27 protein-coding genes and 1 tRNA gene are annotated in these 26,172 nt (G+C 61.8%); 20 read left to right on the plus strand and 8 right to left on the minus strand.

Annotated elements, in window-relative coordinates; all coding sequences use genetic code 11:
- The first annotated feature begins 204 nt into the window (after positions 1 to 204).
- From ugpB to ugpQ, 6 genes are all read left to right on the plus strand, one after another.
- The gene (ugpB, locus tag ACQ4MJ_RS15940; protein WP_055399138.1) at positions 205 to 1,521 is read left to right on the plus strand and encodes a sn-glycerol-3-phosphate ABC transporter substrate-binding protein UgpB; all 1,317 of its coding nucleotides are present in this window, start codon (positions 205 to 207) and stop codon (positions 1,519 to 1,521) included.
- Positions 1,522 to 1,641: 120 nt separating this feature from the next.
- Complete coding sequence (gene ugpA / locus ACQ4MJ_RS15945) at positions 1,642 to 2,523, plus strand: sn-glycerol-3-phosphate ABC transporter permease UgpA (protein WP_121422466.1); 882 nt, start codon at positions 1,642 to 1,644, stop codon at positions 2,521 to 2,523.
- A gap of 2 nt (positions 2,524 to 2,525) precedes the next feature.
- Positions 2,526 to 3,377: a sn-glycerol-3-phosphate ABC transporter permease UgpE gene (ugpE, locus tag ACQ4MJ_RS15950; RefSeq protein WP_121422465.1), complete on the plus strand. Its 852-nt coding sequence runs from the start codon at positions 2,526 to 2,528 to the stop codon at positions 3,375 to 3,377.
- A gap of 61 nt (positions 3,378 to 3,438) precedes the next feature.
- Positions 3,439 to 4,449 (plus strand): sn-glycerol-3-phosphate import ATP-binding protein UgpC, encoded by a 1,011-nt coding sequence (locus tag ACQ4MJ_RS15955; RefSeq protein WP_055399144.1) that lies wholly within the window; start codon positions 3,439 to 3,441, stop codon positions 4,447 to 4,449.
- A 4-nt stretch (positions 4,450 to 4,453) separates the two neighbouring features.
- Positions 4,454 to 4,822: a bleomycin resistance protein gene (locus ACQ4MJ_RS15960; protein ID WP_431151989.1), complete on the plus strand. Its 369-nt coding sequence runs from the start codon at positions 4,454 to 4,456 to the stop codon at positions 4,820 to 4,822.
- Positions 4,819 to 5,604, plus strand: a complete 786-nt coding sequence (ugpQ, locus tag ACQ4MJ_RS15965; RefSeq protein ID WP_431151988.1) for a glycerophosphodiester phosphodiesterase — start codon at positions 4,819 to 4,821, stop codon at positions 5,602 to 5,604. Before ACQ4MJ_RS15960 ends, ugpQ begins: the two co-directional genes overlap by 4 nt.
- 111 nt (positions 5,605 to 5,715) lie before the next feature.
- On the opposite strand, the gene ACQ4MJ_RS15970 is transcribed toward ugpQ, so the two are convergent.
- Positions 5,716 to 6,684 (minus strand): Bug family tripartite tricarboxylate transporter substrate binding protein, encoded by a 969-nt coding sequence (locus ACQ4MJ_RS15970; protein WP_055399149.1) that lies wholly within the window; start codon positions 6,682 to 6,684, stop codon positions 5,716 to 5,718.
- 176 nt (positions 6,685 to 6,860) lie between these two features.
- Positions 6,861 to 7,139, minus strand: a complete 279-nt coding sequence (locus ACQ4MJ_RS15975) for a hypothetical protein (protein WP_121422462.1) — start codon at positions 7,137 to 7,139, stop codon at positions 6,861 to 6,863.
- 72 nt (positions 7,140 to 7,211) lie between these two features.
- On the opposite strand from ACQ4MJ_RS15975, the gene hemA reads away from it, so the two are divergent.
- The 6 genes from hemA to ACQ4MJ_RS16005 all read left to right on the plus strand — a co-directional run bounded on the left by hemA (position 7,212) and on the right by ACQ4MJ_RS16005 (position 13,760).
- The gene (gene hemA, locus ACQ4MJ_RS15980) at positions 7,212 to 8,531 is read left to right on the plus strand and encodes a glutamyl-tRNA reductase (RefSeq protein WP_431151987.1); all 1,320 of its coding nucleotides are present in this window, start codon (positions 7,212 to 7,214) and stop codon (positions 8,529 to 8,531) included.
- Positions 8,532 to 8,645: 114 nt separating this feature from the next.
- Positions 8,646 to 9,776: a peptide chain release factor 1 gene (prfA, locus tag ACQ4MJ_RS15985; RefSeq protein WP_431151986.1), complete on the plus strand. Its 1,131-nt coding sequence runs from the start codon at positions 8,646 to 8,648 to the stop codon at positions 9,774 to 9,776.
- A 55-nt stretch (positions 9,777 to 9,831) separates the two neighbouring features.
- The gene (gene prmC / locus ACQ4MJ_RS15990; protein ID WP_431151985.1) at positions 9,832 to 10,683 is read left to right on the plus strand and encodes a peptide chain release factor N(5)-glutamine methyltransferase; all 852 of its coding nucleotides are present in this window, start codon (positions 9,832 to 9,834) and stop codon (positions 10,681 to 10,683) included.
- 61 nt (positions 10,684 to 10,744) lie between these two features.
- Positions 10,745 to 11,068 (plus strand): Grx4 family monothiol glutaredoxin, encoded by a 324-nt coding sequence (gene grxD / locus ACQ4MJ_RS15995; RefSeq protein ID WP_055399159.1) that lies wholly within the window; start codon positions 10,745 to 10,747, stop codon positions 11,066 to 11,068.
- 155 nt (positions 11,069 to 11,223) lie between these two features.
- Positions 11,224 to 12,231, plus strand: coding sequence for an AAA family ATPase (locus ACQ4MJ_RS16000; RefSeq protein WP_055399161.1), 1,008 nt, complete (start codon positions 11,224 to 11,226; stop codon positions 12,229 to 12,231).
- 170 nt (positions 12,232 to 12,401) lie between these two features.
- Complete coding sequence (locus tag ACQ4MJ_RS16005; protein ID WP_431151984.1) at positions 12,402 to 13,760, plus strand: hemolysin family protein; 1,359 nt, start codon at positions 12,402 to 12,404, stop codon at positions 13,758 to 13,760.
- Positions 13,761 to 13,895: 135 nt separating this feature from the next.
- Here ACQ4MJ_RS16005 and ACQ4MJ_RS16010 read toward each other — a convergent pair whose 3' ends face one another.
- Together ACQ4MJ_RS16010 and ACQ4MJ_RS16015 are read right to left on the minus strand one after the other, a co-directional pair.
- Entirely contained in the window at positions 13,896 to 14,597 is a 702-nt protein-coding gene (locus tag ACQ4MJ_RS16010) for a lytic transglycosylase domain-containing protein (protein WP_218298702.1), read from the minus strand.
- Positions 14,594 to 16,336, minus strand: a complete 1,743-nt coding sequence (locus tag ACQ4MJ_RS16015; protein WP_218298703.1) for a proline--tRNA ligase — start codon at positions 16,334 to 16,336, stop codon at positions 14,594 to 14,596. The genes ACQ4MJ_RS16010 and ACQ4MJ_RS16015 overlap by 4 nt, the downstream gene beginning before the upstream one ends.
- A gap of 92 nt (positions 16,337 to 16,428) precedes the next feature.
- On the opposite strand from ACQ4MJ_RS16015, the gene ACQ4MJ_RS16020 reads away from it, so the two are divergent.
- A complete protein-coding gene (locus ACQ4MJ_RS16020; RefSeq protein ID WP_055399169.1) occupies positions 16,429 to 17,097 on the plus strand; it encodes an RNA pyrophosphohydrolase in 669 nt (222 codons plus the stop codon).
- Positions 17,098 to 17,210: 113 nt separating this feature from the next.
- Here ACQ4MJ_RS16020 and proB read toward each other — a convergent pair whose 3' ends face one another.
- Together proB and cgtA are read right to left on the minus strand one after the other, a co-directional pair.
- Positions 17,211 to 18,350: a glutamate 5-kinase gene (gene proB, locus ACQ4MJ_RS16025; RefSeq protein WP_121507427.1), complete on the minus strand. Its 1,140-nt coding sequence runs from the start codon at positions 18,348 to 18,350 to the stop codon at positions 17,211 to 17,213.
- A gap of 92 nt (positions 18,351 to 18,442) precedes the next feature.
- Positions 18,443 to 19,453, minus strand: a complete 1,011-nt coding sequence (gene cgtA, locus ACQ4MJ_RS16030; protein WP_431153057.1) for an Obg family GTPase CgtA — start codon at positions 19,451 to 19,453, stop codon at positions 18,443 to 18,445.
- Here cgtA and ACQ4MJ_RS16035 point away from each other — a divergent pair.
- On the plus strand, positions 19,382 to 19,681 hold the full coding sequence (locus ACQ4MJ_RS16035; protein ID WP_233559615.1) for a hypothetical protein: 300 nt from the start codon (positions 19,382 to 19,384) through the stop codon (positions 19,679 to 19,681). The two genes, cgtA and ACQ4MJ_RS16035, sit on opposite strands and share 72 nt — an antisense overlap.
- 3 nt (positions 19,682 to 19,684) lie before the next feature.
- Here ACQ4MJ_RS16035 and rpmA read toward each other — a convergent pair whose 3' ends face one another.
- Together rpmA and rplU are read right to left on the minus strand one after the other, a co-directional pair.
- The gene (gene rpmA, locus ACQ4MJ_RS16040) at positions 19,685 to 19,942 is read right to left on the minus strand and encodes a 50S ribosomal protein L27 (RefSeq protein ID WP_008905145.1); all 258 of its coding nucleotides are present in this window, start codon (positions 19,940 to 19,942) and stop codon (positions 19,685 to 19,687) included.
- A gap of 15 nt (positions 19,943 to 19,957) precedes the next feature.
- Positions 19,958 to 20,269 (minus strand): 50S ribosomal protein L21, encoded by a 312-nt coding sequence (gene rplU / locus ACQ4MJ_RS16045; RefSeq protein ID WP_005794184.1) that lies wholly within the window; start codon positions 20,267 to 20,269, stop codon positions 19,958 to 19,960.
- Positions 20,270 to 20,495: 226 nt separating this feature from the next.
- Here rplU and ACQ4MJ_RS16050 point away from each other — a divergent pair, with 226 nt between their 5' ends.
- The 6 genes from ACQ4MJ_RS16050 to coaE all read left to right on the plus strand — a co-directional run bounded on the left by ACQ4MJ_RS16050 (position 20,496) and on the right by coaE (position 26,152).
- Positions 20,496 to 21,425, plus strand: coding sequence for a polyprenyl synthetase family protein (locus tag ACQ4MJ_RS16050; protein WP_431151983.1), 930 nt, complete (start codon positions 20,496 to 20,498; stop codon positions 21,423 to 21,425).
- 40 nt (positions 21,426 to 21,465) lie between these two features.
- A tRNA-Pro gene (locus ACQ4MJ_RS16055) sits at positions 21,466 to 21,542 on the plus strand.
- Positions 21,543 to 21,675: 133 nt separating this feature from the next.
- Complete coding sequence (pilB, locus tag ACQ4MJ_RS16060) at positions 21,676 to 23,415, plus strand: type IV-A pilus assembly ATPase PilB (protein ID WP_055399177.1); 1,740 nt, start codon at positions 21,676 to 21,678, stop codon at positions 23,413 to 23,415.
- A gap of 17 nt (positions 23,416 to 23,432) precedes the next feature.
- Positions 23,433 to 24,650 (plus strand): type II secretion system F family protein, encoded by a 1,218-nt coding sequence (locus ACQ4MJ_RS16065; RefSeq protein WP_431151982.1) that lies wholly within the window; start codon positions 23,433 to 23,435, stop codon positions 24,648 to 24,650.
- Positions 24,650 to 25,528 carry a prepilin peptidase gene (locus ACQ4MJ_RS16070; protein ID WP_431151981.1) on the plus strand — a complete coding sequence of 293 codons (879 nt, stop codon included), beginning with the start codon at positions 24,650 to 24,652 and terminating at the stop codon, positions 25,526 to 25,528. Before ACQ4MJ_RS16065 ends, ACQ4MJ_RS16070 begins: the two co-directional genes overlap by 1 nt.
- 3 nt (positions 25,529 to 25,531) lie before the next feature.
- The gene (gene coaE / locus ACQ4MJ_RS16075; RefSeq protein ID WP_431151980.1) at positions 25,532 to 26,152 is read left to right on the plus strand and encodes a dephospho-CoA kinase; all 621 of its coding nucleotides are present in this window, start codon (positions 25,532 to 25,534) and stop codon (positions 26,150 to 26,152) included.
- The last annotated feature ends 20 nt before the right edge of the window (positions 26,153 to 26,172 follow it).

The raw sequence follows: 26,172 nt of genomic DNA on the forward strand, positions 1-26,172 counted from the left end.
GGTGCATTGCACAAAACCTTGCAAGCCTCGGCAAATGCGCCACACCTTGTCACAAAAGAGTCACAATCGCTCCCCTTGCGGGTTACCCAAGGGGTTTCCCGGTTGTTGCAAGCGCTGGGGTCATGCGACAACGACATATCAATGTCACATCGGCTGCATAGCATCCAGCCTTTGTGCTTTTCGTCATCCTCGGAGGAAATATTCATGCAAACGAAGCATCTGGCGGTCTGCGCTGCCATTGCCCTGTCGGTCTGCGCACCTGCGCAAGCCCAGGCGCAGCAAGTTGAGATTCAGTGGTGGCATTCGATGAGCGCAGCGCTGGGCGACTGGGTCAATGACCTGGCCAAGCAGTACAACGCCAGCCAGACCAAGTACAAGGTCGTGCCCACTTACAAGGGCACGTATGACGAATCCATGACAGGCGCCATCGCCGCCTTCCGTGCGGGCAACGCCCCCCACATCCTGCAGGTGTTTGAAGTGGGCACCGCCACCATGATGGCCAGCAAGGGCGCCATCGTGCCCGTCGCCAAGGTATTGAACGACGGTGGCTTCAAGTTCGACCCCACCCAGTACGTGTCAGCTGTGGCTGGCTACTACACCGCGCCCAATGGCCAGATGCTGAGCTACCCGCTCAACAGCTCCACCACGGTGTTCTATTACAACAAGGACGCCTTCAAGAAGGCCGGCCTGGACGCCGACAAGCCGCCCAAGACCTGGCCCGAAGTGTTTGCCGCCGCGTCCAAGCTCAAGGCCAGCGGCCACAGCTGCCCGTTCACCACCAGCTGGATCAGCTGGACGCAGCTTGAAAGCTTCTCGCTGTGGCACAACACGCTGTTCGCCTCCAAGAACAACGGCTTTGACGGCAACGACGCCCAGCTGCAGGTCAACTCGCCGCTGCACGTGCGCCACTTCGAGAACCTGGCCAAGGCCTCCAAGGACGGCAGCTTCGTCTACAAGGGCCGTGGCAACGTGCCGGACGCATCCTTCCCATCGGGCGAGTGCGCCATGATGACGGGCTCCTCGGGCCTGTACGCCCGCGTGGCCAAGGAAGCCAAGTTTGCCTACGGCATCTCGGCCCTGCCCTACTACCCTGACGTGAAGGGTGCCCCCCAGAACACCGCCATCGGTGGTGCCAGCCTGTGGGTGATGTCTGGCAAGAAGGCCGAGGAATACAAGGGCGTGGCCGATTTCCTGAACTTCCTGAACGACACCAAGGTGCAGGCTGCGAGCCACCAGCGCACGGGCTACCTGCCTGTGACCATGGGCGCCTACCAGCTGACCGAGGCTTCGGGCTTCTACACCAAGAACCCCGGCACCGACGTGGCCGTGACGCAGATGATCAAGAAGGCCACGGACAAGTCGCGCGGCATCCGCCTGGGCAACTTCGTGCAGATCCGCGCCATCATCGACGAGGAAACCGAACAGATCTGGTCGGGCAAGAAGTCGCCCAAGGAAGCACTGGACACCGCCGTGACCCGTGGCAACGAGCAACTGGGCCGCTTCGCCCGCGCCAACAAGTAAACACTGCCGAACATCTGCCGATACCGCCCAGCAGCACTGCCGGGTGGCATCGAAAGCCCGCCGCCCCGTCAACCCTATTGGTTCACGGGGCGGCGGGGTTTTCTTTTTGAGAGTTTCGACATGGAAAAACGCGTTTTATTCCGCTCTGCATGGCTGCCGTGGGTGCTTCTGGCACCCCAGCTGGCCATCATCAGCGTCTTCTTTTTCTGGCCAGCCGGCCAGGCCCTGGTGCAGTCGTTCCAGATGCAGGACTCCTTCGGGTTTTCGAAGGAATGGGTCGGTTTCGACAATTTCCGGGACCTGTTCCAGGACCCGGGTTACCTGGCATCGTTCAAGACCACGGCCTTCTTCTCGATCCTGGTGGCGGTGAGCGGCATCACGCTGTCGCTGTTCCTCGCGATCTTTGCCGACCGCATCATCAAGGGCGCCATGGTCTACAAGACCGCGCTGCTGCTGCCCTACGCCGTGGCGCCTGCGGTGGCGGGCGTGCTGTGGATGTTCATGTTCTCGCCCTCGCTGGGCGTGGTGGCCTACATGCTGCGCCAGTCGGGTTTCGACTGGAACCACATGCTCAACTCCGACCATGCGATGGCGCTGATCGTGATTGCGGCGGTGTGGAAGCAGATCTCCTACAACTTCCTGTTCTTCCTGGCGGGCTTGCAGTCCATCCCCAAGTCGCTCATCGAGGCGGCCGCGATTGACGGTGCAGGCCCATGGCGCCGCTTCTGGAGCATCCAGTTCCCGCTGCTGTCGCCCACCACGTTCTTCCTGCTGGTGATCAATGTGGTGTATGCGTTCTTCGACACCTTCGCCATCGTGGACGCCACCACGCAGGGCGGCCCGGGCCGCGACACCTCCATCCTGGTCTACAAGGTGTACCACGATGGCTTCAAGGCCATGGACATGGGCGGATCGGCCGCACAGTCGGTGGTGCTGATGGCCATCGTTGTTGTGCTCACCGTCATCCAATTCCGCTACGTCGAGAAAAAGGTTCAATACTAAAAATGGTCGAACGTAGCCCCTACCTCACAGCGTTCTCGCACCTCATCATGGTGCTGGGCGTGATCATCGTCGGCTTCCCGCTGTACCTGGCCTTCGTGGCCTCCACCCATACGGCGCAGGACATCGTGCAGGTGCCCATGCCCATGGTGCCCGGCGGCAACTTCTGGCAGACCTACCACGACGCCTTGTTCGGCGGCGGAACCGGCGCGGGCTCTACCGCACCCGTGGCGCACATGATGTGGGTGAGTTTTGTCACCGCCATGGTCATCACGCTGGGCAAGATCGCCATCTCGCTGTTGTCGGCGTTTGCCATCGTGTACTTCCGCTTCCCTTTCAAGGGCATCTGCTTCTGGCTGATCTTCATCACGCTGATGCTGCCCGTGGAAGTGCGTATCGGGCCCACCTACCAGGTGGTGTCGGACCTGGGCATGCTCAACACCTATGCGGGCCTCACAGTGCCGCTGATCGCCTCGGCCACGGCCACGTTCCTGTTCCGGCAGTTCTTCCTCACGGTGCCCGATGAACTCGTCGAAGCCGCGCGTGTGGATGGCGCCGGTCCGATGCGCTTTTTCAAGGACATCCTGGTGCCACTGTCGCGCACCTCGATTGCCGCGCTGTTCGTGATCCAGTTCATCTATGGCTGGAACCAGTATCTGTGGCCCCTGTTGGTGACCACGTCCGAAGACATGTACCCCGTGGTGATCGGCATCAAGCGCATGCTGGCCGGCGGCGACGCAGGCAACGAGTGGAACATCGTGATGGCCACGGCCCTGCTGGCCATGCTGCCACCTGCCTTTGTGGTGGTGGTCATGCAGCGCTGGTTCGTCAAGGGCCTGGTGGACACCGAAAAATAAAGACAAAACAGGCCCTACCGCTTCATACATCTGCGCTAGCAGCTACATATTTAATAGCAAAATGGCATCCATCTCTCTTCGCAACATCATCAAGCGCTACGGGCACGGCCCCAAAGCCAACCAGGTCATCCACGGCGTGAACGCCGAGGTCAAGGACGGTGAGTTCATCGTGATCGTCGGCCCCTCGGGCTGCGGCAAATCCACCCTGCTGCGCATGGTGGCAGGCCTGGAAGAAATCTCTGGCGGCGAGCTGCGCATCGGCGACCGCGTGGTGAACAACCTGGAACCTGCCCAGCGCGACATCGCGATGGTGTTCCAGAACTACGCGCTGTATCCGCACATGACGAACTTCGACAACATGGCGTATGGCCTGAAGATCGCCAAGGTACCCAAGGACGAGATCAAGGCGCGCGTGGACAAGGCCGCCAAGATCCTCGAACTGGGCCACCTGCTGGAGCGCAAGCCTCGCGAACTCTCGGGCGGCCAGCGCCAGCGCGTGGCCATGGGCCGCGCCATCGTGCGCCAGCCCCAGGTGTTTCTGTTCGACGAGCCGCTGTCCAACCTGGACGCCAAGCTGCGCGCCCAGACCCGCCTGGAGATCCAGAAGCTGCACCGCGAGCTGGGCATCACCAGCCTGTTCGTCACGCACGACCAGGTCGAGGCCATGACATTGGCCGAACGCATGATCGTGATGAACGCCGGCAACATGGAACAGTTCGGCACGCCCGAAGAGGTCTACCACACGCCCGCCTCCACCTTCGTGGCCAGCTTCATCGGCTCGCCGCCCATGAATCTGCTCAAGAACGCGCCGAGCGCCGCCCCCGGCACCATCCTGGGCATCCGCCCCGAGCACCTGGATGTGCGCAGCGAAGGCTGGGCGGTCACGGTCGAGACGGTGGAGCTGCTGGGCGCCGAGCGCCTGATCTATGGCCGCATCAATGGCGAGCAGATCATCGTGCGCGTTGAAGAAGGCACGCACTCCCCTGCGCCCGATTCCGTGATCCATGTTCAGCCCCGCGCAGATCGCCTGCACGCGTTCGATGCCACCACCGGCAAGCGCATCGCGGCCTGAGCCGATGCCACCCAAGCCAGCTGCCAGTGCCGGGGGCAAGGTTCAGGCCACAGTCCCGGTGCTGGCGTCTCTGGACCTTGCAGAAACCCTGCGGTTCTACACCAGGAACCTGGGCTTTGATCCGCTGCTGGAGATGGACAACTACCTGATTCTGCAGCGCGATGGCTGCGAGCTGCACTTCTGGCCCTGCACCGAGCGCCACATTGCAGAGAACACCTCGTGTTATGTGCGTGCCGACACAGAAGCGCTGCACGCGGATTTCACGGCGCGCGGCCTGCAGCTGGCGCCACCTGTTGTCCAGCCCTGGGGCATGAAGGAGATGTTCGTCATCGACCCCCACGGCAACCTGCTGAAATTTGGTGAACCCGCATGAGCGCCCCATCTCCCATCCTCGCCCATTGGCCCTACCCCCGCTGGATCGCCCACCGCGGCGCCGGCAAGCTCGCCCCTGAAAACACCCTGGCCGCCTTCCGGCTGGGAGCACAGCATGGCTATCGCATGTTCGAGTGCGATGCCAAGCTGAGTGCCGACGGCGTACCGTTTCTGATGCACGACGCCACGCTGGACCGCACGACCAATGGCGCGCAGGCACTGGGCTCGGCAGCGAGCGCGGTCGGGGGCGATCACCCCTGGGCGGCCCTGTCACAGCTGGATGCTGGCGCCTGGCATTCACGCAGCTACGCAGGCGAGCCGCTACCCACGCTGGAGAACATTGCGCACTACTGCATTGCCAACGGGTTCTTGCTGAACATCGAGATCAAGCCAACACCCGGCGTGGAGGAAAAGACTGGCCAGGTAGTGGGCGAGCATGCGGCGCGGCTGTGGCACGGCCAGGCGGTGTTGCCCCTGTTCTCGTCATTCCGACCCGAAGCGCTGGCTGGCGCCCGCACCACAGCACCCCACATCCCCCGCGCCCTGTTGCTGGACACGCTGTGGGACGGCTGGCACAACACGGCCCGCGAGCTGGGCTGCGTGGCCATCGTCTGCAACCACGCGCTGTGGGATGCGGCGCTGGTTGCGCGCGTCCACGGCGACGGCCTGCGCGCGCTGAGCTACACGGTGAACGACGACTGGGCCGCACAGCGGCTCATCGCCCTGGGCACGGACGGCATCATCACCGACCGCGTGGACTTCTTTTCGCCCGCCACGCCATAGGGCGCGCCTTCAAACCATCCACGCCCCAAGCCAGTGCCACCGTGGAACCGGCTTCGCCGGGCCAGGGGTGGCGTCCCCCTTCAGAGGGAAGGCGCGCAGCGCCTCAGTGGGTCAGTCCAGCTTCGCGCCCGACTTCTTCACCGCCTCGGCCCAGCGTGGCATCTCGGACGCCAGGAATTTCGCGAAGTCCTCCGAGCCCAGAAACGCCGGGTCGGCCCCCTGGCTCACCATGCGGTTGCGCACATCGGGCATCTGCAGCACCTGGCCGAAGGCCTCGCTGAGCTTGTTCACAGCCTCCTTGGGCGTGCCGGCCGGGGCCAGAAAGCCATAGAAACCCACCACCTCGAATCCCTTGATGCCGCTCTCGATCACCGTGGGCACATCGGGCAGTGCGGGGTTGCGCTCCTTGCTGGTCACCGCCAGGGCGCGCACCTTGCCCTGTTTGTGGTACGCGGCGGCCTGCGGGATGCTCTCGGCCATGAACTGCACCTGCCCGCCCATGAGATCGGTGAACGCCGGGGCGCTGCCCCGGTAGGGGATGTGCACCATGAACAGACCCGTGGCGGTCTTGAACATCTCGGGCACCAGGTGGCTGATGCCACCATTGCCCGCCGAGCCAAAGTTGACCTGGCCCGGCTTGGCCCGGGCGTAGTCCATGAACTCCTTGAGGCTCTTGGCAGGCACGTTGGGGTTCACCAGCAGCGCCAGTGGCTGCATGGCGGTGCGCGCAATCGGCACAAAGTCCTTGAGAGTCGAATACGGCAACCGGCTGTAGAGCCCCGGGTTGATCACCATCACACCCGTGTTGGCCAGCATGATGGTGTGGCCGTCGGGCGGTGCTTTCATCACGTCCTGCGCGCCCACGGTGCCACCGGCACCGGCCTTGTAGTCCAGCACCACCGGCTGGCCGAGCACGGCCTGCAGCTTATCGGACAGCAGGCGTGCATGCTGGTCCAAAGGCCCGCCAGCCGGGAAGCCCACGACCACACGTATGGGTTTGGACGGAAAAGCCTGTGCGTGCACGGCAGCGGAAAGGGCCAAGCCCGCAGCCAGGGTGATCCAGGTACGCAGCAGCTTCATGGGGAATGTCTCCAGCAGTCGGTGTAGGGGGCTTCGTCAGCGGCGGGTCAAACCGCCAATACCCATGACATGGCACGCCATGGGGGCGGCACCAAGGCTATCAGACACAAGGGCGCCAGAGCCCCCAAAACCACCCCTCGCAAACCCTCAAAACACGTGACGGCTTGCTGAAAGCTTCAAGCCTTCCAGCCCCGCACCAGCACCCACTGGCAGGTAGCGCAGGCCACAACCAGGGCGGCATAGGTCAGCATCTTGCCGTCACGCCCCCACAGCACCAGCCCCGCTGCGAGCACCGCCACACCCACGGCAAACAGAATCACCCAGCGCAGCCACACCGACATCGCCGAGGCACTGCGGGAGCCCACCAGACGGCCCGAAAGCACCAACACCAGCGCCATGGCGGCGGCGGGTGCAACAAAGTTGAGAAGGTGGTTGGCGATGTCCAGTGGACCCATGGAATTGACCCAAATCAAGGCTTGAACAAGCAAGGCCGCCTGTTCGGGCCAACAATTTTATAATCGCAGCTTATGGCAGTCTGGGCCCTCGGCATCAACCACACCACCGCGCCGCTCGATCTGCGTGGCCGGTTCGCGTTCGCGCTCGACCAGATTGCCCCCACATTGCACGGTTTGCGCCAGTCGCTGGGCTCCACCAGCCGCCACCCCGGGGTGGAAACAGCCATCATCTCCACCTGCAACCGCACCGAAATTTACTGCGCGGGCGAGCAAGCAGCCATGGACCATACGCTGGGCTGGCTGGCCCAGAGCGGCGGCGTCAGCCCCGCGCTGCTGCGCTCGCACTCGTACACCTTGGAAGACAGCCTCGTCGCACGCCACGCCTTCCGCGTGGCCAGCGGGCTCGATTCGATGGTGCTGGGCGAGGCGCAGATCCTCGGCCAGATGAAAGACGCCGTGCGCGCCGCCGAAACCGCTGGCGCCCTGGGCACCACGCTCAACCAGCTGTTCCAGCGCAGCTTTGCCGTGGCCAAGGAAGTGCGCAGCAGCACAGAGATTGGTGCGCACAGCATCAGCATGGCCGCCGCCGCAGTGCGTCTGGCGGGCCAGCTATTTGAAGACATCTCCGAGACCAAGATCTTGTTCGTCGGCGCGGGCGAGATGATCGAGCTGTGTGCCACGCACTTCGCCGCCAAGAACCCCAAGGCCATCGCCATTGCCAACCGCACCCTGGAGCGCGGCGAAAAGCTAGCCACCCGCTTTGGCGGCGAGGTGATGCGCCTGGCCGACCTGCCCGAGCGCCTGCACGAGTTTGACGCCGTCATCAGCTGCACCGCGAGCAGCCTGCCCATCATCGGCCTGGGTGCCGTGGAGCGCGCCCTCAAGAAGCGCCGCCACCGCCCCATGTTCATGGTCGATCTGGCCGTGCCGCGCGACATCGAGCCCGAGGTCAAGGCCTTGGGCGACGTGTACCTCTACACCGTGGACGACCTGGCCAGTGTGGTGCAGACCGCGCAGGCCAACCGCCAGGCCGCCGTGGCCCAGGCCGAGGCCATCATCGACGCGGGCGTGCAAAGCTTCATGCACTGGATGGAGCTGCGCAGCCCTGTCGGCCAAGCCGGTGGTGTGGTACCTCTGATTCAGCAGCTCAACGCCCAGACCGACGAGTGGCGTGCACTGGAAATCGCGCGCGCCAAGAAGCTGCTGGCCAAGGGGGAGGACGTGGACGCCGTGCTCGAAGCCCTCTCGCGCGGCCTCACGCAGAAGATGCTGCACGGCACACTGGCCGAGCTGCGCGCGGGCGACGCCGAGATGCGCGCCCAGACAGCCCAGACCGTCTCGCGTCTGTTCCTGCGCTCGCAAAGCAAGACGCCCAACAACAACGGCCTGTAGCGGCGCTCGCCCGCTCCGCAGCCGCCCCGGTTTTCATCAAAATCGGCCCCTAGCGCTTGATACACAAGCGCCACAAGCTACTAAATATGTAGCAAACCATTTTTCCAGAATTCCATGAAACCCTTTCTCCGAAGCCAGCTGGAGCGCTACGCACAGCGCCTGGGCGAACTCGACTTCCTGCTCTCGCGCGAAGACATCATGAGCGACATGGCGCAGTACCGGCGCATCTCCGTTGAGCATGCCGAGGTCACGCAGGTCGCAGGCCGCTACGCCCGCTACCAGCAGCGCGAGGCCGACCTGGCGGGCGCGCGCGAGATGCTGGCCGACCCCGACATGGCCGAGATGGCGCAGGAAGAAATCACCAGTGCCGAGGCCGAGCTGCTGCAGCTGGAAGACGAACTGCAGCGCCTGCTTTTACCGAAGGACCCCGACGACGCACGCAACGCGTTCGTCGAAATCCGCGCGGGCACGGGTGGTGACGAATCCGCCCTGTTCGCAGGCGACTTGACCCGCATGTACACCCGCTACGCCGCCACCGTGGGCTGGAAGGTGGAGGTAGTGAGCGAGAACGCCGCCGAGCTGGGCGGCTACAAGGAAATCGTGCTGCGCATTGAAGGCCAGCCCGGTACGGGCCCCTCCGGTAGCGGTGTGTACGGCGCGCTCAAGTTCGAGTCCGGCGGCCACCGCGTGCAGCGCGTGCCCGCCACCGAAACCCAGGGCCGCATCCACACCAGCGCCTGCACCGTGGCCGTGATGCCCGAGCCCGACGAGCATGAAGCCATCAAGCTCAACCCGGCAGACCTGCGCATCGACACCTTCCGCGCCAGCGGCGCGGGCGGCCAGCACATCAACAAGACCGATTCGGCCGTGCGCGTGGTGCACTTGCCCACAGGTATCGTGGCCGAATGCCAGGACGGCCGCAGCCAGCACAGCAACAAGGCCAAGGCGCTGCAGGTGCTGCAGGCACGCATCCAGGAAAAGGAGCGCAGCGAACGCGCCGCCAAGGAGGCCGCGCTGCGCAAGGGCCTGATCGGCAGCGGCGACCGCAGCGACCGCATCCGCACCTACAACTTCCCGCAAGGGCGCCTCACCGACCACCGCATCAACCTCACGCTGTACAAGCTGCTGCAGGTGATGGAAGGCGACCTGGGCGATGTGCTGCAGGCCCTGGCCCACGCCCGCGAGGCCGAACAGCTCGAAGAGCTGGAGATGGGTACCGCAAGCTGCACCATATTCAGAATTTGAACAATATTGGCCTCTAGCGCTTATCTGTCATGCGCTAGCCGCTATTAAATCAATAGTGACCAACACATCCCCCACCCTCGCCCAGGCACTGAACCAGGCCCACACCCTGGGACTGGCGCGCATCGACGCGCAACTGCTGCTGCTGCACACCCTGGCGCGCCACGACGCAGGCCGCGCCTGGCTGCTGGCGCACGACACGGATGCGATGGAAGAGGCAGCACATGCCCAATTCATCGCCCTGTGCCAGCGCCGCTTGGCGGGCGAGCCGGTTGCCTACCTCACCGGACGCAAGGAGTTCTACGGCCTGCCGCTGCAGGTGGACGCCCGCGTGCTGGACCCACGCCCCGACACCGAAACCCTGGTGGACTGGGCACTGGAAGTGATCGCCCCGCTGACATCGCCGCGCGTGGTGGACCTGGGCACCGGCAGCGGCGCGATTGCACTGGCGCTGCAAAGCCAGCGCGCTAACGCCAGGGTATTGGGGGTGGACGCGAGTGCCGATGCATTGGCCGTGGCCCAGGCCAATGCACAGCGGCTGGGTTTGCCGGTGCGGTTTCAGCGTAGTGATTGGCTGCAAGGCGTGGATGGTTTTTTTGACGCGATCATCTCCAACCCCCCCTACATCGCCAGTGCCGACCCCCACCTGGCCGCGCTGACGCACGAGCCCCTGCAGGCCCTGGCCAGCGGCGCAGACGGCCTCGAAGACATCCGCACCATCGTCGCCCAGGCGCCCGCGCACCTGCAGCCGGGCGGCTGGCTGCTGCTGGAGCATGGCTACGACCAGGCCGAAGCCGTGCAGGCCCTGCTCGCCACCCAGGGTTTTGCCCTGGTACAAAGCCGCAATGACCTCGCGGGCATTGCGCGTTGCACGGGCGGGCAGTGGGCGCTGGCGCAGACAGTGAAATAATCCACCCCATTGCGGGCTTTCAAAACCCCACGCCCGCCAGCCCCTTTCAAGGAGTATTCCCATGAGCGACACCCAACAACGCATCGACACCCTCGTCAAATCCAGCGACATCCTGCTGTTCATGAAGGGCAACGCCAGCTTCCCCATGTGTGGCTTCTCGGGCCGCGCAATCCAGATCCTCAAGGCCTGCGGCGTGGACCCCAAGAGCGTGGTGACCGTCAACGTGCTCGAAGACGACGAAATCCGCCAGGGCATCAAGGAATACAGTAACTGGCCCACGATCCCCCAGCTGTACGTGAAGGGCGAGTTCATCGGTGGCTCGGACATCATGATGGAGATGTACGAGTCGGGCGAACTCAAGCAGGTGCTGGGCACCGAAGGCTGATCGACGCGGCCACTACCCCGTGCAAACCAGGCCGCCTTCGGGCGGCCTTTTTGTTTGCCCGCAACAGTGGCACCAATCAGGGGCTTTTCCGGTGCTGAAGCGGGCATGTTGTGTGCTTGAATGGTTGCGTGACGTAACCATCACAGGAGCATGCAATGACCAGCCATAGCCTTGTTCCCCAGCCACCCGCCCTGCGCTTGCCGGTGGCCCAGATGCGCAATGTGTTCCACCCCGGTGACGTCGAGCGCAAGCTCGCACGGTTGCAGGAGTCGGGCAACCAGCGCGAATACGAAACCCTGCGCACCGTGTACGAACGCATGCTGGAACGTGGTCCGGAGCGCTTTCAGGTCAAGCCCTCGGGCATCCCCGACATGGCCAGCCTGTATGAGCAGTTGCCCAACTTCACCGAGGTGCTGGACGACGTCAAGCGCCACGTGGCGCTGGCGCAGGACAGCAGCGATGGCCTGGAGGTCACGCCCATGCTGCTGCTGGGCCCGCCCGGCATCGGCAAGACCCACTTTGCGCGCCACCTGGCCGAGCTGCTGGGCACGGGCATGAACCTCTTGCCCATGAGCTCCATGACCGCAGGCTGGCTGCTGTCGGGCTCGTCCGCACAGTGGAAGGGCGCACGCCCGGGCAAGGTGTTCGAGGCGCTGGTGGAGGGCGAATACGCCAACCCCGTGATCGTGGTGGACGAGATCGACAAGGCCAGCAGTGATGCACAGTACGACCCGCTGGGCGCGCTGTACAGCTTGCTGGAGTACGACACCGCCCAGAGCTTTACCGATGAGTTTGCGGAGGTGGCCATCGACGCCAGCCAGGTGATCTGGATCACCACCGCCAACGACACGCGCGGCATCCCCGACCCCATCCTGAACCGCATGAACGTGTTCGAGGTGGAGGCGCCCACGCTGGAGCAGGCGCGCACCATTGCCCGCAACCTGTACCAGGGCATCCGCGCAGGGCACGACTGGGGCCGCCTGCTGGATCCGGAGCCGACGGACGACGTGCTGGACCACCTGGCACAGATGCCCCCCCGTGAGATGCGGCGTGCGCTGATGACGGGCTTTGGCAATGCGCGGCTGGACCGCCGGTCCACCGTGGAGATTGCAGATCTGCCCAAGGCGGCGTCAGGGCGTAGCCGCATCGGTTTCGTGCAATAACAAGGCCCCCGCCGCCAGTCCTGCGCTCGCCCGCAGGACTGGCCTTCGGGGCCCCAACCCCGAAGGCCCACCAGCCCCCCGGTGTGTGCACACCTGGGGTAGGTGCCTGCGGAATGCCCAGATACACTCAGTCATCCGGTGTGCCGCAGCGCCACGCTCCGTCGCCATTCATGACCCTCTCCCAAAGCCTCTTTGTCATCGGACTGCTGATTGCAGCCAGCGCCTTCTTCTCCATGGCCGAGATCTCGCTCGCCGCAGCGCGCCGCCTGCGCCTGCGGCAGATGGCCGACGAAGGGGATGCCAGGGCGGACCAGGTGCTGCGCATGCAGGAGCAGCCGGGCGACTACTTCACCGTGGTGCAGGTGGGGCAGAACGCCGTGGCCATCCTGGGCGGTATCGTGGGCGAAGGTGCGCTGAGCCCCCACTTCACCACGCTGTTCGGCCTGTGGCTGTCGGAATCAGCCGCGCAGAAGGCGGGCTTTCTCGCCTCGTTCCTGGTCATCACCTCCCTTTTCATCCTGTTTGCCGACCTGTTCCCAAAACGCCTGGGCATGGCCGATCCCGAGCGGCTGGTGGTGCGGCTGGCGCAGCCCATGGCCTGGTGCATGGCGCTGCTGCGCCCTGTGGTGTGGTTCTACAGCCGGGGGGCGGATGCGCTGTTCCGGGTGCTGGGCATGTCGTCGTTGCGGGACGACCGCATCACCTCGGATGACATCCTGGCGATGATGGAAGCGGGTGCGCGTGCCGGTGTGCTGGCCGCCCGCGAGCAGCAGGTCATCACGAATGTGTTCGAGCTGGACACGCGCATGGTGTCCAGCGCCATGTCGCCGCGCGACCGTGTGGCCTTCTTCTTGCGCGACGAGCCGGACTCCGTGATCCGCCTGCGCATTGCGGCCGAGCCTTTCTCCACCTACCCCGTGTGCGAGGGGGACATCGACCATGTGGTGGGCTATGTGGATGCCAAGGACCTGTTCCAGCGCGTGCTGAACAACCAGCCCATTTCGCTGGCCGATGACAGTCTGGTGCGCAAGGTGCTGATCGTCCCAGACCGGCTCACGCTGTCGGAGGTGCTGGAACAGTTCCGCCAGGTGCACGAAGACTTTGCCGTCATCGTCAACGAATACAGCCTGGTGGTGGGCGTGGTCACGCTGAACGACGTGATGAGCACCGTGATGGGCGACCTGGTCGGCCCGGCGGATGAAGAGCAGATTGTGCGGCGCGATGAAAACTCGTGGCTCATCGACGGCGTCACACCGGTCGAGGACGTGCTGCGCGCACTGTCGCTGGACGAGCTGCCTCACGCGGGCGACTACGAAACCCTGGCCGGGTTCCTGATGGTAATGCTGCGGCGCGTTCCGCGCCGGACGGACAGCGTGAGCTGGGGTGGCTACAAGTTCGAGGTGCTGGACGTGGACAGCTACCGCATCGACCAGGTCATGGTGTCCCGCCTCGGTACCGCCCAGTCAGCAGGTTCCGGCCAGACCATCCAGGCCTCCCCAGCAGACAGCGCTACGCCGACTTCGACCTAGGCCTGTGGGCGAACGGGCACCATCGGCTTTTCGGGAGCTGACTCCCGTTGCCGCTTGCAGAGTTTCAGACAATCAGCCAAATTGGCATTTAGCGCTTGATGGATAAGCACAAACAGCTATATAAACAATAGCAAATCAGGCAGCAGGCAGCTGTGAACCCTCGGCGAACAACCAGTTGCGCTGTGCGCGAAACACGGCGTCCGGATACGGCGAACGCCCCCGGCTGCCGTTGTAACGCCCCAGCGCCATGAACAGGTCGCCCCGCTCCCGGTCGATGTAGTGCCGCAAGATCACACAACCAAAGCGCAGATTGGTCTGCATGTGAAACAGTTTGCCCGGGTCACCATCCCCAATCACCCGTGTCCAGAAGGGCATGACCTGCATGTAACCACGTGCGCCCACGCTGGACACCGCGTATTTGCGGAACGCACTCTCCACCTGGATCAGGCCCAGCACCAGGGACACATCCAGCCCGGCACGCTTGGATTCGTACCAGGCGGTCTGCAGGAAGTCGCGGCGGACCTCCCACTCGGGCTTGCGGCGGCGCAGGCGGTCGCTCATGGCGGCGAGCCAGCGCACGTAGTGAATGCGGGCTTCGGTGGTGAAAAAATGGGGCTCTGGCGGTGCCTGGTTGGCAATGGCCGAACTGAGGGCGGTGCGCACAGAGTCCATCAGGGGCTCTTCCAGCTGCCCGCCCGCATGGGCCAGCGAGGGCGCCGCCAGCCAAGCCGCAGGTGCAGACAGAGCCGACAGCGCCGTCAGGCACACGCGCCGGGAGACACAGCCCCCATCATCGGGAGCTCTGCCCGCCGCAGAAACCAGCCGCGCCGCGTTCATACCGCCATGCGGCCCTTCACGTGGGCCAGGATGTCTGCCACCGCCACCTTGGTGGCCGCAGGGTCACGGCGGTGCTGGTACTCGACCACGCCGTCTTTGAGGCTCTTGTCGCCAATGGTCACGCGGTGAGGCACACCGATCAGTTCCCAATCGGCAAACATGGCACCGGGGCGCTCACCCCGGTCGTCCAGGATCACGTCGACGCCGGCAGCCAGCAGGTCGGCATAGAGCTGCTCGGCCGTGGCCTTGACGGCTTCGCTGCGGTCCATGCCCACGGGGCAGACCACCACGGTGAAGGGGGCAATCGCGTCCGGCCAGATGATGCCGCGCTCGTCGTGGTTTTGCTCGATGGCCGCAGCGGGCAAGCGCGTGACGCCAATGCCGTAGCAGCCCATTTCAAAAAATGCCGGCCTGCCATCGTCACCAAGGAAGGTGGCGTTCATGTCCTTGCTGTATTTGGTGCCCAGGTAGAACACATGACCCACTTCAATACCGCGCTCAATCGCCAGCTCGCCCTTGCCGTCGGGCGAACGGTCGCCCGCCACCACATTGCGCAGGTCGGCCACGGCGTCGGGCTCGGGCAGGTCGCGGCCCCAGTTCACGCCGGTGATGTGGAAGTCCACCTCATTGGCGCCGCAGATCCAGTCAGCCATCAGGGCGACTTCGCGGTCGGCCACGATCTTCAAAGGCTTCTTCAGGCCGATGGGGCCCAGGTAACCGGGCTTGCAGCCGAAATGGTCTTCGATTTCGCCCACCGTGGCAAAACGGAAACCCGCCAGCCCCGGCACCTTGCCCACCTTGATCTCGTTCATGTCGTGGTCGCCGCGCAGCAGCAGCAGCCAGACCTGGGTCTTGACAATTTCGCCGGCTTCGCTGGTTTCGTCTGTGGCCAGCACGAGCGACTTGACCGTAGTGTTCAGAGGCACTCCCAGCAGTTCTGCCACATCGGCGCAAGTGCTCTTGCCAGGCGTGGCCGTTTTGGTCAACGCCTGAGTGGCTGCGCCGCGTGGGCCGGCAGGGGCCAGCGCTTCGGCTTTTTCCATGTTGGCGGCGTAGTCGCTCTGTGGGCAGTAGACGATGGCGTCTTCGCCCGTGGCAGCGATCACCTGGAACTCTTCGGAGAGGTCGCCACCGATGGCACCACTGTCGGCCGCCACGGCGCGGTAGGTCAGGCCAAAACGGTCAAAAATGCGGCGGTAAGCCTGCGCCATGACCTGGTAGCTGGCCTTGGCCGAGGCTTGGTCGCGGTCGAAGCTGTAAGCATCCTTCATGATGAACTCGCGTCCGCGCATCAGGCCGAAGCGCGGACGGCGCTCGTCGCGGAACTTGGTCTGGATCTGATAGAAGTTCTTCGGCAGCTGCTTGTAGCTCTTGAGCTCTTGGCGCGCGATGTCAGTGATCACTTCTTCGCTGGTGGGCTGCACCACGAAGTCGCGCCCGTGGCGGTCCTGGATGCGAAGCAACTCGGGGCCCATCTTTTCAAAGCGACCCGTTTCCTGCCACAGCTCGGCGGGCTGCACCACAGGCATGGTCAGTTCCACGGCGCCTGCACGGTTCATTTCCTCGCGCACGATGGCTTCCACCTTGCGGATCACCCGCAGCCCCATGGGCATGTAGTTATAGATGCCAGCGCCCAGCTTCTTGATCAGCCCCGCCCGCGTCATGAGTTTGTGGCTGACCACTTCGGCATCCGCCGGAGCTTCCTTGAGGGTGGAAATAAAGAATTGGGAGGCTTTCATCGGAATCGATTGCAGGCAGAACGGGGCCGTCCACTTGCTGCGCGCTAGGCGCCGTGCATAATGGACACAGTTTAAAAATTTGGGGTTTGATTATGCTTGACCGGGACGGCTTTCGGCCGAACGTCGGCATCATCCTGCTCAACCAGAAAAACCAGGTGTTCTGGGGCAAGCGTATACGCACCCACAGCTGGCAGTTTCCGCAGGGTGGCATTGACCGGGGAGAAACTCCCGAGCAAGCCATGTTCCGTGAGCTGCATGAAGAAGTGGGCTTATTGCCCAACCACGTACGCGTGGTGGCCCGCACCCGGGACTGGTTGCGCTATGAGGTGCCTGACCGGTACATCCGCCGCGATGCACGCGGACACTACAAGGGCCAGAAACAAATCTGGTATCTGCTTCAACTGGTAGGACACGACTGGGACCTGAACCTGCGTGCCACCAACCATCCGGAATTCGACGCCTGGCGCTGGAATGACTACTGGGTTCCGCTGGATGTCGTGGTCGAATTCAAGCGTGGCGTCTATGAAATGGCGCTGACGGAACTGGCCCGCTTTCTGCCTCGCCACGAGCAGCGCAACCGCTACCTGCGCAGTGGCATGCGCACGCGCGAGGGCGAACACGCGGGCACCATGTTTCGGACGGGGTCCATGCTGATCAATCCGGGCATGGAGCTTCCACCGGGGGCCAGTTTCGATCCAGATCCGCAGAACAGTGTGCCCGGAGAGCTGGACGGACTGCCTGCGGTCACCACGCCGCGTTAATTCAATGGCGAGGTGATCGCCAGTCCCATGAAAAACGCCTGCGATTTGCAGGCGTTTTTGTTGGTGGACTGATGGTGTCTTTGAGAAGCTACGTTGGCTGCTGGCTTTCGCCGTCAGCTGGCGGCCAACACCATGTTGTCTCGATGCACCATCTCTGGCTCGGCAACGTAACCCAGAAGCTTTTCGAATTCGGTCGAAGGCTTGCGGCACAACATTCTGGCTTCGGCCGCAGCATAGTTGGCCAGGCCACGGGCAATTTCGGTGCCGGATGCGTCGCGCACGGCAATCACGTCGCCGCGCGAAAAGTCACCCTCCACAGCCGTCATACCGATAGGCAGCAGACTCTTGCCTTCATCACGCACCTTGGCCGCAGCCCCCGCGTCCACCACCACCGAGCCGCGCAATTGAAGGTGGTCGGCCATCCACTGTTTGCGGGCTTGCTTTTTTTGCGTCTGGGCCACAAGGAGCGTACCCAGCGCCTCCCCTTGAACGAGGCGAACCAGCACATCGGATTCGCGCCCCCAGGCAATGACCGTGGAGGCGCCAGAACCAGCAGCACGCTTGGCCGCGAGGATCTTGGTGATCATGCCGCCCTTGCCAATGCTGGAACCCGCACCACCGGCCATGGCCTCCAGCGCTGGGTCGCCGGCCTTGGCTTCGTGCACAAACTGCGCGGACGCATCGCGGCGCGGGTCGGCCGTGTACAGGCCCTTCTGGTCGGTGAGGATGATCAGCGCGTCGGCCTCGACCAGGTTCGCCACCAGTGCGCCCAGGGTGTCGTTGTCGCCGAACTTGATTTCGTCGTTGACGACGGTGTCGTTCTCATTGATCACCGGCACCACACCCAGGCGCAAGAGCGTCAGCAGGGTCGAGCGCGCATTCAGGTAGCGCTCGCGGTCGGCAAGGTCCGCATGCGTAAGCAACACCTGTGCGCTGCCCATGCCTTGCTCGCGCAGCTTGGTTTCGTACATCTGCGCCAACCCCATCTGCCCAACGGCAGCGGCGGCCTGCAGCTCGTGAACTTCATTCGGCCGCGTGGTCCAGCCCAGGCGCTTCATGCCTTCGGCAATGGCGCCACTGGACACCATCACAACCTCGCGCGGCAGCCCGCCATCGCCACGCACCAGAGCCGCCAGCTGACGACTCCACTCGCCAATGGCGGTTTCGTCGAGGCCACGGCCCTCGTTGGTCACAAGACTGGAGCCCACCTTGACCACGATGCGGCGGGCGTCACGCAATACGCTGGAAACCATTTTTTAAGTATTTTTGGCCGCTAGCGCTTATCCAAAAAGCGCCAATAGCTATTATTAATATAGCAAATGAGAACGCAGACCGTGACTACAAATCAGGCTGGCGCATCCCCTGCAAAACGTGGATCAACTTCCACTGGCTCGTTCTCCACCCGCTGTTCGGATTGCACATGGCGGAAGATGGCATGGATCAGCGGCTCGCAGCCTTCACGCGTCAGGGCAGAAATCTCAAACACCGGCCCCTTCCACTTAAAGCGCTTGACGAAATCCTTCACACGGGCTTCTCGCTCTTCGGTGGGCACCATGTCCAGCTTGTTCAGCACCAGCCAGCGCGGCTTGTTGTACAACTGCTGGTCATACTTCTTGAGCTCGTTGACGATGGCTTTGGCCTGAGCCACCGGGTCCACCGCATCGTCGAAAGGCGCCAGATCCACAATGTGCAGCAGCAGGCGGGTGCGCTGCAGATGGCGCAGAAACTGGTGCCCGAGGCCCGCACCTTCCGAAGCGCCTTCGATGAGACCGGGAATATCAGCCACCACAAAACTCTGCTCCGGCCCCACGCGAACCACACCCAAGTTGGGATGCAGCGTCGTAAAGGGGTAGTCTGCAATCTTGGGGCGGGCGTTGGACACCGCCGTGATGAAGGTGGATTTACCCGCATTGGGCATGCCCAGCAGGCCCACGTCGGCCAGCACCTTCAACTCCAGCTTCAGGTTCTTCTTCTCGCCGGGCCAGCCTGGTGTCTTCTGGCGCGGGGCCCGGTTGATAGCGCTCTTGAAGCGCATATTGCCAAAGCCGCCATCACCACCCTTTGCAATGGTGATGACCTCGCCCGGGTTCAGCAGCTCGTAGAGCACCTCGCCCGTTTCGGCGTCTGTGATGATGGTGCCGACCGGCATCTTGAGGGTGATGTCGGCACCCGCGGCGCCAAACATGTCCGATCCCATGCCATGCTCGCCCCGTTTGGCCTCGTGCCTGCGCGAATAGCGAAAGTCCACCAGGGTGTTCAGGTTCGGATCAGCCACGGCAAACACATGCCCACCGCGACCACCATCCCCACCGTTGGGACCGCCGAATTCCTTGTACTTTTCGTGCCGAAAAGACACGCAGCCATTGCCACCATCACCGGCGGCAATGTCAATAAAGGCTTCATCGACGAACTTCATGGGATATCCAGTTTACAAAAGGGCGCAGCGCCGGCAGCAGACTGCCTGATTCTGTCGGAACTGCGGAACGCCTTGCAGGCGCCGTCTGCCGACGACTTGAGCGCCATCGTACAGACCAAACAACAAAGCCCCGGCAAAGCGGGGCTTCGATGGCTACCGGAGGAATGAACCTCAGGCAGGAGTCACATTGACCGTGGACTTGGACAACGCACCCTTGGTACCGAACGACACGTGGCCATCCACCAGGGCGAACAAGGTGTGATCCTTGCCCACGCCGACATTGTTGCCGGGGTGGAAACGTGTGCCACGCTGGCGCACGATGATCGAGCCAGCGCTGATCAGTTCACCACCGAACGCCTTGACACCCAGCATCTTTGGCTTGGAGTCACGTCCGTTTCGCGTAGAGCCGCCGCCTTTTTTCTGTGCCATGACTAGCTCCTTCGATTAAGCAGCAATCGCACCGATTTGCAGCTCAGTGAACTGCTGGCGATGGCCTTGGCGTTTTTGATAGTGCTTGCGACGGCGCATCTTGAAGATGTGCACTTTGTCGTGCTTGCCGTGGGCCACGACAGTGGCTTTCACGGTTGCGCCGGACACCAGGGGCGTACCAACCTTCAGTTCAGCGCCGTTGCCGACAGCCAGAACCTGGTCGATCACAATTTCCTGGCCTACGTCCGCAGCAATCTGTTCTACTTTAATTTTTTCGCCGGAAGCAACGCGATACTGCTTGCCGCCGGTTTTTATGACCGCGTACATGTTGACCTCTTGATATGAGTTCTGCAGACGAATTTCCGCAGAGCCCAAGAGTATAGCGCATTGCCATACAACACACCACCCCCGCTTTCAGCGACAGCATCGCCGCCTCGATGGTCGCAACGAAGCGCCTCCGGGGCTTCCTATAATCCGGTCTCTTTCTGTGACCACCATCTTGACTGACCACACCGCCCCCGCAGCATCCCCTCTCTTGCTCGTTGCACAAGACATGCACGAGGTCGACAAGGTCATTGGTCAGCGCCTGACGTCCAGCGTCCCTCTGGTGGCCCAGATATCGCAGTACATCATTGCCGCTGGCGGAAAACGCCTGCGACCGGCACTGCTGCTGATGGTCTGCGGCGCCCTGGGGTATCGGGGCGCACATCGGCACAGCCTCGCGGCCGTTGTGGAACTGATCCACACCGCCACACTGCTGCACGACGATGTCGTGGACGCATCCACCCTGCGCAGAGGCCGCCCCACGGCGAACGAAACCTTTGGCAACCCCGCCAGCGTGCTTGTTGGCGATTTTCTGCACACCCGCTCCTTCCAGATGATGGTCGAGGCAGGCAGCATGCGGATCATGGAGATACTCTCGGAGGCCACCAACGTGATCGCCGAGGGTGAGGTGTTGCAGCTGATGAACATGCATGACGCATCGCTCGACGAAGCGGGTTACCTGCGCGTCATTCGCTCTAAAACCGCCAAACTGTTTGAAGCCAGCGCACGCCTCGGCGCAGTACTCGCCGAGAGCTCGCCTGAGATTGAGGAAGCTTGCGCAACCTACGGACAAGCGTTGGGCACCGCTTTCCAGATCATTGACGACGTCCTCGACTACGACGGGGATGCGACTGAGATGGGGAAAAACCTGGGGGACGATCTGCGCGAAGGCAAGTCCACACTCCCCCTCATCGCTGCCATGGAGCGCGGCACCGAAATTCAGGCGCAGGTCGTGCGCCAAGCCATTGAACAAGGCTCGACCGACCAACTGGCAGACATCGTGCAAATCGTCCGCGAGACCGGCGCACTGGAAGTCACACGGGCCGCCGCCTTTGGCGAGGCCCGCCGGGCCATGGCGGCTGCAGAGCAATTACCCACCAATGCATATTCAGCAGCTTTGCTAGAATTGGCCGCACAGTTGCTAACAAGACGCAACTGATCTGCCCATTGCATCAGCTTCTGAGCGCAATCGCGGCATACGGGGTGTAGCTTAGCCTGGTAGAGCGCTACGTTCGGGACGTAGAGGCCGGAGGTTCGAATCCTCTCACCCCGACCATAAATACCAGTGCATTTTCAGCAATAGCGCCCTTTTTGTGGTGCTGTTGCCAATCTCGAATCTCTGTACAGCCTTCAGATGATCGGTGATGATAGGATGGTTTCTTTTCCACACCTAACATATTTCCGGTTACATGGCCGCTGTCGATACTGCCCCTAAAGAAGCCTCCGCAGTGGCCCTCCCCGGATTGGGCAGGGCCCTGATGTCTGCTGGCAAGCTGACCCAAAAGGCAGCAGAGGACATTTACAAAAAATCACAAACTAGCCGGACCAGCTTTATTGCCGAACTGACCGGTTCTGGCGCGGTGTCAGCTGCCGACTTGGCCCATACCGTGTCGGCTGTGTTTGGTGCACCCCTACTCGATCTGGATGCGATTGATCCGTTACGGCTTCCGAAAGAACTGCTCGATGGCAAGATATGCCAAGCATATCGGGTTGTTGTGCTCAGCAAACGCAATAATCGCCTGATTGTTGCGACTGCAGACCCTACGGACCAGGAAGCAGCCGAGAAAATAAAATTCACCACCCAGATGGGGGTGGATTGGATTATTGCGGAGTATGACAAGCTCAGCCGCCTGGTAGAAACCACCACCAAATCGGCCAGTGAATCTTTGGAAACACTGACGGGTGGTGGTGGTGATTTTGAATTTGACGACTCACCCATCGAAGAGGCGCCAGACAATAACGATACCGGAGCTACTGATGTAGAAGATGCTCCCATCGTCAAGTTCTTGCACAAAATGCTTCTGGACGCATTCAACATGCGTGCGTCCGATTTACATTTTGAACCTTATGAGCATCAATACCGCGTGAGATTTCGGATTGATGGTGAATTGCGAGAAATCGCGTCCCCACCAATAGCCATCAAGGACAAGCTCGCATCTCGCATCAAGGTGATTTCTCGCCTGGATATTTCTGAAAAGCGGGTACCGCAAGACGGACGCATGAAACTCAAGGTGGGCCCGGACAGAGTCATTGATTTCCGGGTCAGCACCCTCCCGACCTTGTTTGGGGAAAAGATTGTTATCCGTATTCTGGACCCCAGCAGCGCCAAGCTGGGTATTGATGCATTGGGCTATGAACCCCAAGAGAAAGAGCGCCTGCTCGAAGCCATTGGGCGTCCCTATGGAATGATTTTGGTTACGGGCCCCACGGGCTCCGGCAAAACCGTTTCCCTTTATACCTGCTTGAATCTTCTCAACAAGCCAGGCGTCAATATTGCCACAGCGGAAGATCCATCCGAAATAAATCTTCCAGGCGTTAACCAGGTCAATGTGAATGAAAAGGCTGGACTAACCTTTGCGGTAGCCCTCAAATCCTTTCTGCGGCAAGATCCTGACATTATCATGGTCGGCGAAATCCGTGATCTGGAAACTGCGGACATTTCCATCAAAGCAGCACAAACGGGGCATTTGGTGTTATCAACGCTTCACACCAATGATGCCCCCACTACTTTGACGCGCATGCGCAATATGGGGATCGCCCCGTTCAATATTGCTTCCAGCGTTATTCTCATCACAGCGCAGCGCTTGGCCCGCAGGTTGTGCCCCACCTGCAAGGCGCCGGCCGATATACCGCATGAATCGCTGCTCGAAGCAGGGTACAAAGAAGAAGAAATTGATGGAAGCTGGGTCACGTACCGCCCCGTAGGCTGCTCCGCTTGTAACAACGGATATAAGGGACGGGTCGGCATCTACCAAGTCATGCCGATCTCTGAGGACATCCAACGTATCATCCTACGCGACGGGAGTGCACTAGAAATCGCCGAACAGGCGAGAGCAGAAGGCGTGCGCTCGCTCCGCGAATCCGGCCTGCACAAGGCAAGACTGGGCTTCACTTCACTGGAAGAAGTGCTTGCCGTCACCAACGAATAACGACTAGAGGGTCCAGCATGGCAACCGCTGCATCACGGGATATCAAGGATTTTGTTTTTGAATGGGAAGGCAAAGATCGCCACGGCAAGATAGTGCGGGGCGAGGTGCGTGCGTCTGGCGAGAACCAGGTGCAAGCCACGCTCCGCCGCCAGGGCGTTTTTCCCACAAAGATCAAGAAACGCCGGATGCGCTCTGGCAAGAAGATAAAGCCCAAAGACATCGCTTTGTTCACGCGCCAGCTTGCCACAATGATGAAAGCAGGCGTTCCACTTCTGCAATCGTTTGATATTGTGGGGCGAGGGAATACCAACGCAAGTGTTACCAAACTACTCAACGACATCCGCTCCGATGTCGAAACAGGCACTTCCCTGAATGCTGCATTCCGCAAGCATCCCATGTATTTCGATAGCCTCTACTGCAACCTTGTGGAAGCAGGCGAAGCCGCCGGTATTTTGGAAGCCCTGCTGGACCGTTTGGCCACCTACATGGAAAAAACGGAGGCCATCAAATCAAAAATTAAATCAGCTTTGATGTATCCCATTTCCGTGATCATCGTTGCCTTTGTGGTAGTTACGATCATCATGATTTTTGTGATTCCTGCATTCAAGGAAGTTTTTTCATCGTTTGGGGCCGATTTGCCTGCCCCTACACTTTTCGTGATGGGTATTAGTGAAATCTTCGTTAAGTGGTGGTGGTTAATCTTCGGTGTGATTGGTGGAGGTTTTTTCTTTTTCATGCAGGCCTGGAAAAGAAATGAAAAGATGCAGATGTTCATGGACCGCGTGCTATTGAAGATTCCAATTTTTGGGGCTTTGATCGATAAATCCTGCGTTGCACGCTGGACGCGTACTCTGTCCACGATGTTTGCGGCAGGGGTGCCACTGGTTGAAGCTCTGGATTCCGTCGGTGGTGCTTCGGGCAATTCGGTGTATTCCATGGCAACCGAAAAAATCCAGCAGGAAGTCTCTACCGGTACCAGCCTGACCGCAGCCATGGGCAACGCAAATATTTTTCCTTCCATGGTGCTTCAGATGTGCGCTATCGGGGAAGAATCAGGTTCCATTGACCACATGCTGGGCAAAGCTGCGGATTTCTATGAGGCCGAAGTGGACGAAATGGTGGCGGGCTTGTCCAGTCTGATGGAGCCCATCATCATCGTGTTCTTGGGTACGCTGATTGGCGGCATCGTCGTCTCCATGTACCTCCCAATCTTCAAACTCGGCCAAGTTGTGTAATGGAGATGCCCGTTTGGTGGAATGCAAGTTTGGGCGGGATATTGGGACTTCTGATCGGTAGTTTTCTCAATGTGGTCATCTATCGGCTTCCCAAAATCATGGAACGCCAGTGGGCTGAGGAAATCCGGGCAGCGCAGGCGCAGAGCGCGCAAGGAGATGCCGGTGCCGCACCTGCTGAACAGGAGCGGTTCAACCTCATGGTTCCCCGTTCCCGCTGCCCATCGTGTGGGCACATGGTCCAGTGGTACGAGAACATCCCTGTTTTGAGCTACCTTTTTCTGCGCGGGCGCTGCTCCGCGTGCAAGGCGCGGATCTCGGTACGTTATCCCTTGATCGAGATGGCGACGGGGGCCCTTTTCTTCCTGTGCATCCAGCGCTGGGGGATGACGCCCACGGGGCTCGTCTGGTGCGGGTTCTCGGCAGCCTTGGTCGCCTTGGCGTTCATCGACTGGGACACGACGCTGCTCCCGGACGACATCACTTTGCCGTTGCTGTGGGCTGGCCTGCTCGCTTCCGCGCTGCAGTGGATTGAGGTGCCCTTGTATGCCTCCGTGCTCGGCGCGGCAGCGGGGTATCTTTCGCTCTGGCTGGTTTACTGGGGATTCAAGCTCGCAACGGGCAAGGAAGGCATGGGCTATGGGGACTTCAAGCTGTTTGCCGCACTGGGTGCTTGGTTCGGTTGGCAGGCACTGATCCCCATCATCCTGATGTCCTCAGTCATCGGTGCCGTCATCGGTATCGGGATGAAAGTCTTCAGCAGCCTGCGTGAAGGCGGCTACATCCCTTTCGGCCCCTTCCTGGTCGGCGCTGGTTTTACCGCCATGGTGTTTGGCCCCAACGCTATCCTTAACGCTGTCTTGAACCTTCTGGGCCTATAAACGATGAATCCGCGCAGGCGCCCCTTGCGCCTTGGCTTGACCGGGGGCATTGGCAGCGGAAAGAGCACCGTGGGCGGCATGTTCGCCGCGCTGGGAGGCAGCCTGATCGATGCAGACCAGCTGGCTCGCGACGTGACAGGCCCGCAAGGAGCGGCCATGAACGCAATCAGAGCCACTTTCGGTGCAGACTTCGTGGATGCCTCCGGCGCACTGGACCGCGCGCGAATGCGTGCTCTGGTCTTCAGCCACCCCGAGGCACGCGCCCAGCTCGAAGGGATCGTGCACCCTCTGGTTACCCTGCATAGCAACGCGAAGGCCCAGCAGGCTGCGGACCAAGGCCATGCCCTGATCGTATTTGACATCCCGCTGCTGGCGGAATCCGGCCGGTGGGCCCGCAGGCTCGATGCGGTCGTGGTGGTGGATTGCTCTGAAGAAACGCAGATCAAGCGGGTCACGCAACGCAGCGGCCTGGCGCGAGAGGTGGTGCAAGGCATCATCGCCTCGCAGGCAAGCCGCACGGCACGCCGCGCCGTGGCAGATGCCGTGATTGCCAACGACAGGGATTGCTCGCTAGAGGACCTGCGCCTGCAGACCCGGCAAGTGGCCACGCTGTTCGGGCTATGATGCGAACGAAACCGTTTGTG

Source organism: Acidovorax facilis (genome assembly GCF_050626955.1).
Lineage (GTDB): Bacteria > Pseudomonadota > Gammaproteobacteria > Burkholderiales > Burkholderiaceae_C > Acidovorax > Acidovorax facilis.